General features: G+C 59.2%; 15 protein-coding genes and 1 tRNA gene. 12 read left to right on the plus strand and 4 right to left on the minus strand.

What is annotated here, in order from left to right; translation table 11 throughout:
• Nucleotides 1-111 precede the first annotated feature (111 nt).
• The 9 genes from gyrA (at nucleotide 112) to tgt (ending at nucleotide 9,072) form a co-directional block, all read left to right on the plus strand.
• Nucleotides 112-2,886 (plus strand): DNA gyrase subunit A, encoded by a 2,775-nt coding sequence (gene gyrA / locus VHB22_RS11785; protein WP_325457172.1) that lies wholly within the window; start codon nucleotides 112-114, stop codon nucleotides 2,884-2,886.
• 119 nt (nucleotides 2,887-3,005) lie between these two features.
• Complete coding sequence (locus VHB22_RS11790; protein WP_325457173.1) at nucleotides 3,006-4,088, plus strand: phosphatase PAP2 family protein; 1,083 nt, start codon at nucleotides 3,006-3,008, stop codon at nucleotides 4,086-4,088.
• A gap of 32 nt (nucleotides 4,089-4,120) precedes the next feature.
• Entirely contained in the window at nucleotides 4,121-4,624 is a 504-nt protein-coding gene (gene coaD, locus VHB22_RS11795; protein ID WP_325457174.1) for a pantetheine-phosphate adenylyltransferase, read from the plus strand.
• Nucleotides 4,621-5,040 (plus strand): MGMT family protein, encoded by a 420-nt coding sequence (locus VHB22_RS11800; protein WP_325457175.1) that lies wholly within the window; start codon nucleotides 4,621-4,623, stop codon nucleotides 5,038-5,040. The genes coaD and VHB22_RS11800 overlap by 4 nt, the downstream gene beginning before the upstream one ends.
• Nucleotides 5,041-5,222: 182 nt before the next feature.
• Nucleotides 5,223-5,762, plus strand: coding sequence for a peptidylprolyl isomerase (locus VHB22_RS11805; RefSeq protein WP_325457176.1), 540 nt, complete (start codon nucleotides 5,223-5,225; stop codon nucleotides 5,760-5,762).
• A gap of 137 nt (nucleotides 5,763-5,899) precedes the next feature.
• Complete coding sequence (locus tag VHB22_RS11810; protein ID WP_325457177.1) at nucleotides 5,900-6,376, plus strand: peptidylprolyl isomerase; 477 nt, start codon at nucleotides 5,900-5,902, stop codon at nucleotides 6,374-6,376.
• A complete protein-coding gene (locus VHB22_RS11815; protein ID WP_325457178.1) occupies nucleotides 6,376-6,783 on the plus strand; it encodes a DUF423 domain-containing protein in 408 nt (135 codons plus the stop codon). The genes VHB22_RS11810 and VHB22_RS11815 overlap by 1 nt, the downstream gene beginning before the upstream one ends.
• A gap of 23 nt (nucleotides 6,784-6,806) precedes the next feature.
• Nucleotides 6,807-7,919, plus strand: a complete 1,113-nt coding sequence (queA, locus tag VHB22_RS11820; protein ID WP_325457179.1) for a tRNA preQ1(34) S-adenosylmethionine ribosyltransferase-isomerase QueA — start codon at nucleotides 6,807-6,809, stop codon at nucleotides 7,917-7,919.
• Nucleotides 7,920-7,923: 4 nt separating this feature from the next.
• Nucleotides 7,924-9,072, plus strand: a complete 1,149-nt coding sequence (gene tgt, locus VHB22_RS11825) for a tRNA guanosine(34) transglycosylase Tgt (protein ID WP_325457180.1) — start codon at nucleotides 7,924-7,926, stop codon at nucleotides 9,070-9,072.
• On the opposite strand, the gene VHB22_RS11830 is transcribed toward tgt, so the two are convergent.
• A complete protein-coding gene (locus tag VHB22_RS11830; protein WP_325457181.1) occupies nucleotides 9,047-9,952 on the minus strand; it encodes a DMT family transporter in 906 nt (301 codons plus the stop codon). The genes tgt and VHB22_RS11830 overlap by 26 nt on opposite strands.
• 268 nt (nucleotides 9,953-10,220) lie before the next feature.
• On the opposite strand from VHB22_RS11830, the gene VHB22_RS11835 reads away from it, so the two are divergent.
• Nucleotides 10,221-10,295: transfer RNA gene (locus tag VHB22_RS11835), tRNA-Lys, on the plus strand.
• Between the two features lie 136 nt (nucleotides 10,296-10,431).
• On the opposite strand, the gene VHB22_RS11840 is transcribed toward VHB22_RS11835, so the two are convergent.
• Nucleotides 10,432-11,646, minus strand: a complete 1,215-nt coding sequence (locus tag VHB22_RS11840) for a hypothetical protein (RefSeq protein WP_325457182.1) — start codon at nucleotides 11,644-11,646, stop codon at nucleotides 10,432-10,434.
• Nucleotides 11,643-12,881 carry an NAD(P)-binding domain-containing protein gene (locus VHB22_RS11845; RefSeq protein WP_325457183.1) on the minus strand — a complete coding sequence of 413 codons (1,239 nt, stop codon included), beginning with the start codon at nucleotides 12,879-12,881 and terminating at the stop codon, nucleotides 11,643-11,645. Before VHB22_RS11845 ends, VHB22_RS11840 begins: the two co-directional genes overlap by 4 nt.
• Before the next feature lie 366 nt (nucleotides 12,882-13,247).
• Here VHB22_RS11845 and VHB22_RS11850 point away from each other — a divergent pair, with 366 nt between their 5' ends.
• A complete protein-coding gene (locus tag VHB22_RS11850; RefSeq protein WP_325457184.1) occupies nucleotides 13,248-13,799 on the plus strand; it encodes a hypothetical protein in 552 nt (183 codons plus the stop codon).
• Nucleotides 13,800-13,833: 34 nt separating this feature from the next.
• On the opposite strand, the gene VHB22_RS11855 is transcribed toward VHB22_RS11850, so the two are convergent.
• The gene (locus tag VHB22_RS11855) at nucleotides 13,834-14,949 is read right to left on the minus strand and encodes an alpha/beta fold hydrolase (RefSeq protein ID WP_325457185.1); all 1,116 of its coding nucleotides are present in this window, start codon (nucleotides 14,947-14,949) and stop codon (nucleotides 13,834-13,836) included.
• Between the two features lie 287 nt (nucleotides 14,950-15,236).
• On the opposite strand from VHB22_RS11855, the gene VHB22_RS11860 reads away from it, so the two are divergent.
• The gene (locus tag VHB22_RS11860; RefSeq protein WP_325457186.1) at nucleotides 15,237-15,455 is read left to right on the plus strand and encodes a hypothetical protein; all 219 of its coding nucleotides are present in this window, start codon (nucleotides 15,237-15,239) and stop codon (nucleotides 15,453-15,455) included.
• Nucleotides 15,456-15,518 lie beyond the last annotated feature (63 nt).

The raw sequence follows: 15,518 nt of genomic DNA on the forward strand, positions 1-15,518 counted from the left end.
TCGCCGCGCCGATAGCATTTCCGCCTCGTTTCAGGTAAGCTCCAACCTGACGTTCCGCACCAGCCGCTGCCTTGCGCTGTAGTCGCGATTGCCTCCAGGAAAGAGCTGACTTTGACCGATAATAACGACGACGAAAGACCTGCTGGCCGCGAGCCGAGCGATATCCGTCCCGTGTCCATCTCGGACGAGATGAAGAAGTCGTATCTCGACTACGCGATGAGCGTCATCATCTCTCGTGCGCTGCCGGACGTGCGCGACGGACTGAAGCCCGTCCACCGCCGCATCCTCTTCGCGATGAACGAGCTCGGCCTCGACTGGAACAAAAAATACGTCAAGTCGGCGCGCATCGTCGGCGAGGTGATGGGCAAGTATCATCCGCACGGCAACCTCGCGATCTACGATGCACTGGTGCGTCTCGCGCAGGATTTCTCTATGCGCGTCCCGCTGGTCGATGGCCAGGGTAACTTCGGCTCGATCGATGGCGACCCGCCCGCGGCGGAGCGCTACACGGAATCGCGTTTGGCGAAAGTCGCAAGCTTCCTGCTTGACGATCTCGACAACGATACCGTCGATTATCGTGACAACTATGATGGCACCATCCAGGAGCCGTCCGTTCTTCCGGCCAAATTTCCGAACCTGCTCGTCAATGGCGCGGGTGGCATCGCAGTTGGCATGGCGACCAACATCCCGCCGCATAACCTCGGCGAAGTGATCGACGCCTGCATCGCCGATCTCGACAATCCCGAGATTGGCATCGACGAGCTGTCTCAGATCATCCAGGGCCCAGACTTCCCGACGGCAGGCCTCATTCTCGGCCGCGGCGGTATTCTGTCGGCCTATCACAAGGGTCGCGGCTCGATCATCATGCGCGCGCGCGTCAAGGTCGAGAACATCCGCAAGGACCGCGAAGCGCTCGTCGTCAGCGAGATTCCCTATCAGGTGAATAAGCGCACGCTGATCGAGAAGATTGCCGATCTCGTCCGTGACAAGAAGATCGAAGGCATCTCGGATCTTTGGGATGAATCGAACCGCGAAGGCATCCGCATCGTCATTGAGTTGAAGCGCGATGCAGTCGCCGATGTCGTGTTAAATAACCTCTACAAGTATTCCGATCTCCAGACGACGTTCGGCGCCAACATGCTGGCGATCAACGGTGGCCGGCCGGAAAGCCTGAATCTCAAGGACTTCATCTCCGCATTTACGAGCTTCCGCCAGGAAGTCGTGACGCGCCGTATCAAGCATCTGCTTGCAAAAGCACGCGACCGGGCTCACGTCCTCGTCGGCTTGGCGATCGCCGTCGCCAACATCGACGAGGTCATCAAGCTCATTCGGACCTCGGCTTCGCCCGCCGAAGCCAAAGAGCAGTTGATGACGCGCGACTGGCCCGCGAAGGATATGGCGCCGCTGATCGAGCTGATCGCTGACCCGCGTCACAGGCTTGCGGCCGACGGAACCTATAAGCTCTCCGAAGAGCAGGCCAAGGCTATCCTTGAACTGCGCCTCTCTCGCCTGACCGCTCTCGGCCGCGACGAGATCGCCGACGAGTTGAACAAGATCGCGACCGAGATCAAAGAATATCTGGCGATCCTGGCGTCGCGCGCGCGTGTCGTCGAGATCGTCAAAGGTGAGCTAATCGCCATCAAAGACGAGTTCGCCACGCCCCGCCGTACCGAGATCGTCGACATCGAAGGCGAGGTCGAGGACGAGGACCTGATTCAACGCGAGGATTGCGTCGTCACCGTCAGCCATAAGGGTTACATCAAGCGCGTGCCGCTCGCGACCTATCGTGCACAGCGGCGCGGCGGCAAGGGCCGCTCCGGCATGTCGACGCGCGACGAAGATTTTGTCACGCAGTTATTCGTAACGTCGACGCATACGCCTGTCTTGTTCTTCTCCTCGCGCGGCATGTGTTATCGCATGAAGGTCTGGCGTTTGCCCGCAGCATCCCCACAGTCGCCAGGCAAAGCGCTCGTCAACCTGTTGCCGCTCAGCGAGGGCGAGGTGATCACCTCGATCCTGCCTCTGCCGGAAGATTCATCGACTTGGGGCGATCTGGAACTGATCTTCGCCACGCGCTCCGGCAACGTCCGCCGCAACGCGCTATCGGATTTCGAAAACATCAATCGCAACGGCAAGATCGCGATGAAGCTCGACGAGGGCGATCGCATCGTTCAGGTAGCAATCGCCAAGCCCGATCAGGACGTGCTGCTGACCAGCGCAGATGGACAATGCGTCCGCTTCCTCATCAGCGACGAAATCCGCTTGTTCAAGGGCCGTGACTCGACCGGGGTGCGCGGTATCAGGCTCGCCGAAAACGACGAAGTCATTTCGATGGCAATCCTCGATCACTTCGACGCCTCGGCCGAAGAGCGCGCCGCCTATCTTAAACAGGCGGGTGCTCTCCGCCGTTCAGAAGATGCAGAAGAAGTCGAAACGGTCGCCGATGCAGATGCCGAGGACGTCAGCGCCGAGGCCGTAACCCTCAGCCCCGAACGTTTCGCGGCCATGCAGTCGGCCGAACAGTTCGTGCTGACGGTTTCGGATAAAGGCTTCGGCAAGCGCTCTTCATCGTTCGAATTCCGAACCTCGGGGCGCGGCGGCAAAGGCATCGTCGCTATGGTCGTTAACGACCGCAACGGCCGCCTGCTTGCCTCTTTCCCGATCGACGAGAACGACCAGATCATGCTTGTCACCAACGGCGGCCAGCTGATCCGCTGTCCGGTCCACGATATTCGTATCGCCGGCCGCAATACCCAGGGCGTCCGCATCTTCAAGACGGACGCTGACGAACGGGTCGTCTCTGTCGAAGGCATCACCGAGGACGAGGATGAAGAGCAGGGAGCCAACGGCAATCCAGCCGACGCCCCGCCAACTTCTTCCGAATAAGATAAGATATTGATTGCGAAATATCTTCTTCCCCTTTGGGTAGGTGATCTTTCGCCGGTTAACGGGCTTTTCAGGCTTCCTGTGGCAAGACAGCAGTCTTGAGTGCAGGGGCTGTCCCGATGAGTATTGCGTTTCGCGCCGCGCTGCCCACGCCAACTTGGCGGGAGGCGGGGAAGAAAGTTCACGACGGTTTCGCCGCGCTGTGGCCGCGGTCCAATCGGCTTGCTTGGATGATCATGGCGACTTGCGGGGCGTTCGCCGTCGTCCTGATACTCGCGCTGGGCTTCGATTACCCGCCGCCGACCCTGGTCGCGCGCATCCTGATCATTTCGTCTCTGGCGGCACTGTTGGCTGGCGCCGGGTGGCTAAGACCCGCGTTGATGCTTGAAGCGTTTGCTCTCTCGCTCTCGGCAATTCTGTTCGTTCCGTCTTTAACGTCGATTTGCGCCGCGATGGCCATGCCGCTGCAGGACGCTACACTCGCCGCGATCGATCGTTGGATGGGGATCGATTGGGTTGCGATGGCGTTCTGGTTCCGAGCGCACCCGGAACTGTCACGATTTCTGTGTGATGCCTACGCAAGTATCTTATGGCAGCCGCTGCTGCTCATCGGTCTCCTGGGTCTCGCTGATCCCGAGCGCCTCCGCCGTATGATGACGGCCCAGGCTATTACGCTCGCAGCAACAATCGTCGGCTTCTTTCTGGTCCCCGCTCTCGGGCCGTATGCCCATTTCGGTTTTACCCGCGCCGATTTTCCCGATGCACTGAACATCTCGCCCTGGATTCAACCCGGTCTGATCGAAGCTCTGCGCGACGGTTCGCGGAAAATCGTATTCGAAGGTATAGTATCCTTCCCGAGTTACCACGCTGCGACCTCGATCTTGTATGCGTTCGGCTGGCTCGGCGTGCCGATCATCGGCGTTCCGCTCGTCCTTCTCAATGTGGTGATGCTGATTTCGACCGTCCCGATCGGCGGGCACTATATCGTCGATGTCATCGCTGGAGTGACGATCGCACTCACGAGCATTCGCCTCTCCAACCTGTATTTTGCGAAGATGGACACGCTTCCGGCGCTTCAGACATGGGACCGGACATCGGAAGGCCGCCGGTTAATGGCTGTCATGACCGGCTGGCCGGTGGTCGGCGCGCTGATCCGCCGCCCGTTTAACGCTTCTCCTGAAGAACACGCGGCAGCAACTTGATCTTGGATCGGTTGCACCGGTACAAGCGGAACATGACGCGCACAGGCTTCTATTCCGGGTCGTTCGATCCCGTGACACTCGGGCACACCGACGTTATTCGCCGGGCCGCCGGTCTGTTGGACAGGCTCGTTATCGGCATCGGCGTCAATCCCGGCAAGGTCGCGATGTTTCCGACCGCCGACCGCATCGCGATGCTCGAAGATGAAGTGCGCCCTATCGCGCGCGATACGAAAACGAAGATCGAGGTTGTCACCTTTTCCGGGCTTGCAGTTGACGCTGCGGCGTCTCATGGAGCGTCCGTCATCGTCCGGGGCCTCCGTGACGGCACCGATTTCGATTACGAAATGCAGATGGCCGGCATGAATGGTGAAATGGCGCCGGATATTCAAACGGTTTACGTCGCAGCGTCGCCTGCCGTCCGCCACATCGCCGCGAACCTCGTTCGCGCGGTCGTCTCGATGGGGGGAGATCCGTCGCCCTTCGTCTCGAAGGATGTGCTGAAGCGGCTCAAGACCAAATCCGCCAAAGGGAAATGAAAAGAGCTCCGCCGCCTCGTTTGCGCAACAACGCGTCACTGATGCAGCTTCTGCAGCGCGTTCCGTCCGGACGTGTGACGACCGTCGAGGCACTCGCTGAAAACCTCGGGGAGCCGGCGGCGCTCGTCCGGTCGCGCCTGTCCCAATTGACCGAGGACGAACGCGACCTTGTGCCGTGGCATCGCGTCGTCGCGAAGGGCGGCGCCATCGGCCGCGGTCCGCATCGCGATCAGCAGTTTGCGCGATTGGCGCGCGAAGGCGTGCTCGTTTCGCCTGCCGGTATCGTCCATGATCTGCCGCGCTTTGCCGTTACGACATTCTCCGGCGCGTTGGAAAATAATGCTGCCGCATCCGGTAAACCAACCGTCGCCCCCGCAATGCTAAGCCGCTCGCGCGGCATGAAATCACATACGTGACCCCAATGAATGCCGTCTTGCGGGCCCGCGGCAATCAAAACGCAAGGCTTTATCGGATTGCCAAGTTTTCCAAGGCTTGCAGCTAAGCCGTCAAATCGCCATAAGGGCGGCAACACTGCGGCCCGCACGACAGAGCGGCACTCGCCGGGCTCTGGAAATTCCCAATAAGCTTGAGGAGCGCCATGATCCGCTTTTTATCTTTCGTCTTCGCGTCCGTCATCGCGATCACCGCATTCGCCGGCACGCCGGCGCAGGCCGCCGGAGACAAGCTTGTCATCGAATTGAAAACGGGCAAGGTCGTTATCAAACTCCGCCCCGATTTGGCGCCGAAGCACGTCGAACGCGTGAAGACGCTCGCGAGCCAGGGCTTCTATAACGGTCTCAAATGGCATCGCGTCATCGACGGCTTCATGGCGCAGACGGGCGATCCGACCGGCACCGGAATGGGCGGCTCGAAGTTGCCTGATTTGCCTGCCGAATTTTCTCAGGAGCCATATAAGCGCGGCACCGTCGGCGCGGCACGGACCTCCGATCCGAACTCAGCGAACAGCCAGTTCTTCATCTGCTTCACGGACGACGGCTGCTCAGGGCTGACCGGCCAATATACGATCTGGGGAAATGTGATCTCGGGAATGGAAAACGTCGACAAGATCAAACGGGGGGCGCCCGGCTCCGGCACCGTCACGGATCCCGACACGATGCTGAAGGTTTACGTCGAGTAGGAACGCTCCCTCTCCCCATGCTGCTTCGCTTGGCATGGGGATCTGGTTGGGGCGAGGAGTGGCAACTTGCTCCAAACGAGCGGCGGCCACTCATTCTAACCCTCTCCCCGAGAAGAAAAAGAGAAAGGAACTCAGAAGTGGCCGAATACAAAGATCCCGAAAACACGCTCCTTATCGAAACAAGCAAGGGGCCGGTCGTGATCGAGCTTCGCCCTGATCTTGCGCCGAAGCATGTCGAGCGCATCAAGAAGCTGGCGCGCGAAGGCTTCTATGATGGTATTGTCTTCCACCGCGTCATCGACGGCTTCATGGCACAGACCGGTTGCCCGCAGGGTCGCGGCACGGGTGGGTCGTCTTACGAAAATCTGCCGGCGGAATTCAACGCTGAGCCGCACGTTCGCGGCGTCTGCTCGATGGCGCGTGCGCAGAACCCGAACTCGGCCAATAGCCAGTTCTTCATCGTCTTCGACGATGCGACGTTCCTCGACAAGCAGTACACCGTCTGGGGCAAAGTCATTGAAGGCATGGACAATGTCGACAAGATCAATCGCGGCGAACCGCCAAAAGCCCCGGACAAGATGATCAAGGTCCGCGTCGCGGCGGATGCCGCGTGATGTCGGACCTTGGCGAGACGAACCGAGGCGCGCTTTGCGGCGCGCCTTTTCTCATTCTGGCGTGGGCGGGCCTTGCAGGTGCGGCAGGCGTTTCGTTAGCCGCGATGGCCGCGCATAAGGTCGATAGCCCCGCGCTCGCCACGGCAGCAACGATGTTGACGCTGCATGCGGCCGCCGCCGTCGGGCTTATTGCCGTGGCGCTGCGTGCCTCGCGCCCGTGCCTGTGGAGCGCCGTCGCCGCGTTGATGCTGGCCGCCGCATCGCTCTTTTCCGGCGAGATCGCCTTTCACACGCTGACCGGCAATGCTTCCTTTCAGATGCTGGCGCCGGTTGGCGGAACGCTGATGATCGCCAGCTGGATTTTTGCTGCGGGGCTTGCGCTCGCCGGCGCGTTCGGAAAGCGCTGAGCAGGCAGAGCGGACACGTTGCAATGCGCACCGACCTCTTCGATTTCGAATTACCCGATAACGCCATTGCGCTGCGTCCGGCGGAGCCGCGAGATTCCGCACGCCTGCTCGTCGTTCATCCGGTGAAGGGCGGCTGCGCCCGCGACGATGCCGATTTGGCGGACAAAACGGTGAGCGATCTGCCGAGCCTCCTCAATCCCGGCGATGCACTCGTCTTCAACGACACGCGCGTCATTCCTGCCGCGCTGTCGGGTATGCGCACACGCGGCGAAACGCAGGCGAAAGTCGATTTTAATTTGACGAAGCAGGTCAGCGACAGCGCGTGGCGTGCCTTCGCACGTCCGGCCAAACGCCTCGAAGTCGGAGATCGTGTGCATTTCGGTCACTCCGGCGAAAGCTGCATGCTCGGTGCGCTTGACGCGACCGTGTCCGCAAAAGGCGAAGCCGGAGAGGTGGAACTCGCGTTCGATTTTTCCGGCAGCGTGCTCGACGACGCGATCCGCGCCGTCGGTGTCATGCCGTTGCCGCCCTATATCGCGCTGAAACGGGAGCCAGACGAACGCGATCGCCAAACCTATCAGACCGTTTACGCGAGCAAGGATGGCGCCGTCGCCGCCCCGACCGCCGGACTGCATTTCACGCCGGAGCTGTTCGCAGCACTCGACGCGCGCGGTATCTCGCGCCATTTCGTGACGCTTCATGTCGGCGCGGGAACGTTTCTCCCGGTGAAGGCCGACGATACCGACGGCCATGTCATGCACAGCGAGTGGGGCGAGGTATCCGCTGAGACAGCCGCCGCACTCAATGAGGTGCGCGGCCGCGGCGGTCGCATCGTCGCTGTCGGCACGACGTCGCTCCGGCTTCTCGAAAGCGCCGCGCGTGACGGCGGACTGATTGCGCCATGGTCCGGCGAAACGGCAATCTTCATCACGCCCGGCTATCGCTTCAAAGCTGTCGACGTGCTGATAACCAATTTCCATCTACCGCGCTCGACGCTGTTCATGCTCGTGGCTGCGTTCTCCGGCCTCGGCACCATGCGCGCCGCCTACGGCCACGCCATTCACTCTGGCTATCGCTTTTATTCCTATGGTGACGCCAGCCTGCTATTCCGGGCTGATGCAGGATCTGGCGCATAATTCGATGACGGAAAAGTTCGCCTTCCATCTCAAGAAAGCAGATGGACGCGCGCGTCTCGGAGAAATCGAGACGCCACGCGGCGTGATCCGCACGCCTGCGTTCATGCCCGTCGGGACTGTGGGGACAGTCAAAGCGCTTTATCCCGAACAGGTCCGCGAAGCCGGTGCCGATATCATCCTCGGCAATACGTATCATCTCATGCTGCGCCCAGGCGCCGAACGCGTCGCCAAGCTCGGCGGTCTGCATAAGTTCATGCGCTGGGACGGTCCGATCCTGACGGACTCCGGCGGCTTCCAGGTCATGAGTCTCGGCAAGATCCGCAAGATCACGGAAGAGGGCGTCACGTTTCAGTCGCACATCGACGGTTCGCGTCACATGCTGTCGCCGGAACGCTCTATCGAAATACAATGCCTGCTCGGCGCCGACATCCAGATGCAGTTCGACGAATGCATCGAGCTTCCTGCCGAGCGCCGCGAGGTCGAGCGCGCGATGGAATTGTCGCTGCGCTGGGCCGAGCGTTCAAAGCGCGCGTTTGAGGCACAACTTTTGGCAGGTGGCGCAAAGCCAGGCCAGGCGCTGTTCGCCATCGTGCAGGGGGGAACCGACGCGGAGCTAAGACGACGTTCGGCCGAAGTGCTCGTCGCGATGGATTTCCCAGGGTACGCCGTCGGTGGGCTCGCCGTCGGCGAAGGCCACGACGCGATGATCGCCACGTTAGGTGAAGCATTGCCCGTGCTTCCTGAAAACAAGCCACGTTATCTGATGGGTGTCGGCACGCCGCTCGACCTGATTGAATCCGTTCGCCTCGGCGTCGATATGTTCGACTGCGTCATGCCGACGCGAAATGGCCGCCATGGCTACGCATTCACATGGAATGGCCCGCTCAACATGCGCAACGCTAAGCATGCGGAAGATATGTCGCCGCTCGACGAATTGAGCCGCTGTCCCGCCGCGCGCGACTATTCAAAAGCCTACATCCACCACCTGATCAGGTCGGGCGAATATCTCGGAGCCATGATCCTGTCGTGGGTTAACACCGTCTTCTATCAGGATCTGATGGCCGCCATGCGCGAAGCAATCGCCGAAGGTCGCTTCGACGATTGGGCGGCCGCGACGAAAGCGGCCATCACGGCGCCGCCTGCTGCTCCATAGCCCCGGCGACACTGGCCTTATGTAAAACGCGCTCGCGATGGACGAGGTAAAGGCCCGAGGCGATAACGACGCTCGTACCGATGAGAGTCCACTGGTCGGGCACGTCGCTGAACACCAGATATTCAAGAGCGATCATTCCGAGCAGTTGAAAATAGAGAAACGGTGACACCGACGAAACGGGCGCTAGGCGATAAGCGTGGATCATGAGAAAATGCCCGGCGCCGCCGAGTGCACCAAGCATCAGTAGGAGCAAACATTCAAATAGCCCGTTCGGCCAAACCCATTGCGGGATCGCAAAAAAGCCGCCCGCCAAAACGCCGACGACCAGCCCGTAACCAAGCGTCACCAGCGGAGGATCGTAGCTCGATAATTTGCGCGTCACGATCATGAAGAAAGAATAGGCGATCATCGATAGCAGAGATGCAGCGATGGCCGGATGTATGGTCGCAAATCCAGGCCGGACGACGAGCAGAATTCCGAGAAAGCCCGTCGCAATGGCAACAGTTCGATGCCATCCGACATACTCCCCGAGCAGAGGTCCCGCGAGCGCGGCCACCATCAACGGCGTCAGAAATGCGATCGAGATCGTCTGATCGAGACGCAGGTACTGGATCGCAAGAAAATTGAATCCGGTCGTCGCCATCATTAGCGCCGAGCGCGTGAGCTGAAGTTTCAGGTTCCGGGTACGCAACAGATCCGGTACGGCGCGCGGGCCGAATATGGCAACCATCAGCAAAGCCTGGCCTGCGAAACGCACCCAGACGATCTCCCACGTCGGCACGCCGAGGTGGCCGCCGAGATATTTCGCGGTGGTATCGAGACACGCGAACAGCGTCACCGCCATGCACATCAAAAGAACGGCTTTGAGGCGGTCAGGCATCTGGGCGTGGGTTTATGCGTTGCATCTTATGGGCTAATACAATCGGCCGCTGACACGTCGGGATGCGGCACGCAGGTGTTCGAAAAGAGGTTAAGAATCGGCGCGACCATATCGTGCCGGCACGCCACCGCGCCGCTGCATTTAGCCGCTCGACCATGAATGACGTGTGTAAATCTGTCTCTGTTTGCCGCTGGAGCGGAATTCGAGGCGGTTGCGGCCACCCGAGGCTTGCGCTTCCGTGAAAAGGCAGGTAACCGGACGCCTTCGGGGGCCCGTAGCTCAGCGGTAGAGCATCTGACTTTTAATCAGAGGGTCGTTGGTTCGATCCCAACCGGGCTCACCATTGTTTGCAAGTCTGTGGATGTCGGCAGCCTGCAAAATTCGCCGGCTGCGATCCGCGTCCGGCATTCTTTGCCGCCTTGTCGGCCGCACAGCGCAAGGTTCCAAATCGAGTCCGGAAGCTCTTCTCCTGTCCAACCCTAAACAGTGAAGCTCAGGCGGTCGAGGATCGCAGATTCATCCCACGGCACATCGTGATAGACGCCGGGTAGCGGTCCGTGCGCCAGATGCTGCTGCCAATAGTCGGGAAAAAGTGCGACTTGCTCGCTTGCTATGGCATCCCGTATCGCACGAGGCTCGGATCTAGTGACCGCTCGGTAGAGCGCCGACGGCAAATGGACGTCGGCAGAGACGGCAAGATGCGAAGTCGGCGTCGCTCGCGGATTCAATTCGAGCAAAAGCGCTTCGCCGGAAGGCGTAACTACGAAATCCAGCCCATGGAAACCCGATAGCCCAAGCTTGCCGGCGAGTAACTCAGCCGTCTTCGCCATCTGGGGATGATCGATGAATTTGATCAGCGACGCCGGTCCGACAACGCCCCACGTATCAAGCGCGAGGGCGCTAAACCCCGCGAGAACCTGACCCTTCCAACATACGATAGTGCGGTTGGCCGGCGTGCCCGCCACGTAAGATTGCGCTTCAATAAATGAAAACCTCGAAGCGACGCGCTCGATGAGAATTTTTATTCGCCTTGACTGAAATGCACATTTCGCTGCTCGAAGCAAGCTAGTGAGACCTGCGATACGAGACCAGCCGTTGCTCAGTTCCGATGCGTCTTTGACAATCGTGACACCCGTGCCGCCCCAGGTCGAATCGCGCTTGAGGACGAGTGGATAGCCCAGAGCTTTCCCTAATTCTGGAAGTACCCTAAGACTGCTAACCGGTAGCGAACGCGGCACCGCCAGACCGAGTGAACTGGCCAAGGCCATCAAGTTACTTTTACGTCGCGTAAATTCGAACATCGCCGGATTTCCGAGCGAGCGCTCGATAAGCTCGGAATATGCGCTGTCCGGTTCTCTCGCATGCAAGCGATGTAGAAGCGCCACGGCCGGCTCATCGCAAGGGACAAGGATGTCGGGTTCGGCAAGATCTATCGCCCGTTTGATAGATCGCAGTTCCGAGAAGTAGCCGAGGCGGTGCAGCCGTGGCGGCGCTTGCAAATAGCGAATGGGATGCAGCCGGGCGCAGACAGCTTCGACCTCGAAGCCGACGGCGCAAAGCGCTTGTGACAGCCGCGCGCTCGAAAGCGTATGCAAAGTTGCAATTAAAAGAACGCGAGGCAATCGTCCTGCTGAAGATTTATCCTGGTTCTCCTCTCGACTGATAACTGGCTCACCCCCGTCGGCCATCATCATTTTTGCGCCCCCGATTCCGGCAGCAAATACGGAAAACTCTCAACGTGGCTTGACGACAGTTGCTGGCTAAGTGTCCGCGCCAGCCAATACGACGTGAAGCGCGCGCCCGCCACGAATCGGAAAAGCGGACCGAAACAGGGGCTCGATGCGAAGCCGATGAAGTACAGTCCCTTTTGCGACGATTGAAATCGATAATCGAGAGTTGGCGCACTCTCCGTGCGACGAATTCGTTTCCGAAGATGAGGATCGATGAACGACAGACGATCGACGTCCGCTACAAATCCTGTGCCGGCGATAACGTGGTCGCAATCCAATTCCTGAGAGATGCCGCCGGTTCGTAGTTGGAGCCGCAGACGTTGGCCGTTGGGTTCGGCACCGACCAAGGCACAGTTGGTTATGATGGGTATTTTTCCGACAATCCGATCTTTTAACCACCACGCTCCCTGCGGTCCAAGAAAATGTCTGGTGAACGGCAGCCGCCAGTAGTCGGGCATGAAATGCATCAGGATGGGAACGCGTTCGAGAAGGAAACTCTTGAGTCCGGGCCCGAGGCCGCTCTGAGGCCGCCGGAGACATTCCCACAAGCTGCGCTTTAGCGGCATCTTCTCGGAAAAGCTGAACGAAGGCTCGCGAATAAGCAGCCGCGGTCGTGCTCCGGCATCCAATAACAGACGTGCGGCCTCGAACGCAGACTGTCCCGCCCCAACGACGCAGACGTCTTTATCCTTGAAATGGGAATAATCGCTGTGATCAGCCGTGTGGCTTGCAAACTGGTTGGGCAGCGCCGCCAATGGGTCGGGTATGCGTGCGAAATATGTGAGACCGACGGCAATTACGACGTGGCGCGCACTGATCCGCGAGCCGTCGCTCAATGTCATCGAATATCGTTGACCATCATGCCCGAGATGGACAACGTCCGCTTGGTGTAATTCCGGAAGGAGCGTTTCCTGTACCCAAACACCGTAGCGCGCAAAATCGGCCATCGAGCAAGGTTCGAAGGACTCCAGATTCCGATCGTTGCAATAACGCACGAACGTGTGTTCGCCGGACGGATCATAGACGTTGGTGGCAAACCCAAAGGATTTGAGATGCATGCCTTGGGGCATGGCTCGCCACGTTTGCATTGGCCGGCCAAAGATTCGAAAATCCAAGCCCTTGTGTTTTAAATGCGCAGCAAGCGAAAGGCCGTATGGGCCCGCGCCAACGATCGCGACGTCAGTCACCCTGGAATCCATAGAAAGCACCCACCTCAAGGACCAATCTATACCGAAACACCGGGGGAGCAGTCGAAAGCGTGACTTAAACTTTGTGACAGAGTTAAATCATCTCTAGGCTGTATTTCGAGTCCGTCTTTTGGGGGCGTGCTTGTCCTGCGCGATATGGAAAGCAAGAGTCGACAATATCGTGTGAAGCAGGAAAGATGCCCGAGACGGGATTCGACGTCCGAAGCATTCCAGACCCCGTCAAAACTTTTGAGGGTTCCGGTCGCGGCTCATCCCCGAAGAAATACAATAATTTACGTGGCCATACCGTAAATGATGCGCATTAATTGGCGCCTCTGCGTGTCTCCGACGATCGATAACGCGGTGAGCTAATCTCTGATGAATGCGCCATGGACCCGCCGGATCTTGCTCCTGCTTTTGGCCGGTATCGCATTGGCCGCGCTATTGGCCGTCCTCGTGCCCCATTGGGCTCCTCAGCGATCCCCGGCGCCGGAGACAGTTGCACCGCAACAAGAACGCGCTGCAAACATGGAGGCTCCGTCTCTCAGTTGTTTATTCTATGATTTCACTCACTCACGGCTCATCGTAGGATTCGATTTCGCCGTCGCAAGTTCGAAGGATGCCTCGCTCCGCTTCCATGAGCGCGCAGAAGCGCATGACGGCAAGCAAACGACTTTCGATGCGGATCATAGCCCAGTCTGGGCTTATTCCCGCGACGACGATGGCACACCGACGATCACGTCTCCAGACGGTGCAACACGTATCGTACTTTATGGGCTAAAGCCGGAAGCCGTAGGCACCGTTTTCATCGAAGCAGGCGTCCGGAGCAACGAGTACAAAAATCTTGGCGGCCAATGCCGTCAGGTCAATCTCGGCGGCGGTCACAAAGTTCTCCAGGATGCCGTCTCGGGCGGCCGAGACGAAAAATGAGGGGCAACAGCGCCCCTCATCGCATCTGACAGGATCAATGCCCGTGATGGGCCGACGGATAGACGTCGAGTTTATTCTTGTGCAGCCAGCTCGAAAGCAGATCCGCAACTTTGAGGTTGTTGAGATCGGCGAAGGAGAAGTGTGTATTCCCATGTAAGCCATAGTCGGGAAGGTGCACGATCTGCGCGTGACCGCCGAGCTTGTTGATCGTGTCACGCATCAGCATGCCCATCGCCATCCGGTTGCGCCAGAGATCGACCCGCGGATACGGGCTTGGCCTGTTTTGGGGCGGGATGCCGTCGGAATACTCGATGACGATGGGGATTTTCGTGAGTTGCATGAAATCCTTCATAGACACCACGTTGGGACTTATCCCGCCGATCGTCGGCGGCACCATGCCTTCGGGGAAGACATAGCCCGTCGGCTCGTAGGCATAGATTCCCCTGATGTTTCCTGTCTTGATCGCGGCCAACCAACCCGGATATCCGCTTGCCGAGTGTGTAAGCAGCACCGACGGGCCGATCCTGTTGATCGCGGCCATCACGCCCGGAACAACGACGTTATTGTCCGACGGGCCTGTATCCGGCGTCATCTGTCTCCAGAATTGATTGAGTGCCTGAGGGCCAGGAGGAAACTGCGAGTTCGGATAGAGGTGAGGCCAGACGCCAAGGCGCCAAGCCATGAAGAGCGTTTCGTTGCTCGGCGTCGGCACCAGGTCCTTTCCGACCGTCGTATTGCCCGCACGCCCCCGTCGGGGTTGATCCAAGAGATAGACTGAAAAATTACGCCGCAGGAAAATGCTTTGGTATCCCTCGCGTCCGTCGACGGTGGTTTGCCATGTCTTCGCCATTTGTCCGCCGCCGTGCCACATCACGAGCGGATATTTCCGTGGCTTTACCGGCGTCTGATATTCGACGTAGGAGTGATCGCCATAGAGCGTCATGCCAACGGGGTTATCGCTCTTAGGATCGAAGGTTCCGTCCTGTTTGAGGATCGTACCGCCGGCTGCGAATGCGCCCTGGCTCTTGATCACGAGCGGAGGCAACTCTTTCGGCGGCTTATTCCGATTGTCGTGCGCTGCCGCGCCGGATGCGAATGCCGCGCAACCGGCGAGAATGGCGATGGGAAACAAACGGCTTTGTTTTTTCATGTTTGAAACCTCCCTGGTTCGGTGACAGGGGGAGTGTTTCAAAGGATGCGACCGACCGCTTGTCGCAGCGCGAACGCTTCAGTCTCTCAGCGCACGGAAAAAAGCGGCCGAGCGTGCGAAACGCGCTTAACGATCAGGTAGCGTCGAAGAAGACGGCTCAACGGACATTGCAATAGGCACGAACTTTAACCATTCGTTAACGAACAGATTGAACGCGGATCAATCGCCGCCGTAACATTGGAGGCGGTAATTTTTACATAATCAATCGCGCCGCTAGGGAGACGGGAATGGCAAAGCGATTAGGAGCCTTTTTTACGTTTCTATACGCTGCGCTCTGGGCTAACTCTGCCTGGGCAACCTGCTACTTCGGTTTCATCTGTTTACCCGGCGGCGGTCATGGGGGGCCAAGCCCGGCTCCTGAGATCGATGTCTCCGGCGCTTTCGCAGCCGCTGCCGTACTCATAGCAGTCGGCGCTATCGCATACCGTCGGCTGCGCGCGCGCTGACGCAATGACCCTGGCGTATTGTTTGCATGCGTGGGAGTGAGCAAAAGCTCACCGCGATCAGAG

The sequence above is a fragment of the Hyphomicrobium sp. genome (genome assembly GCF_035548195.1).
In the GTDB taxonomy this organism is placed as follows: Bacteria; Pseudomonadota; Alphaproteobacteria; order Rhizobiales; family Hyphomicrobiaceae; genus Hyphomicrobium_B.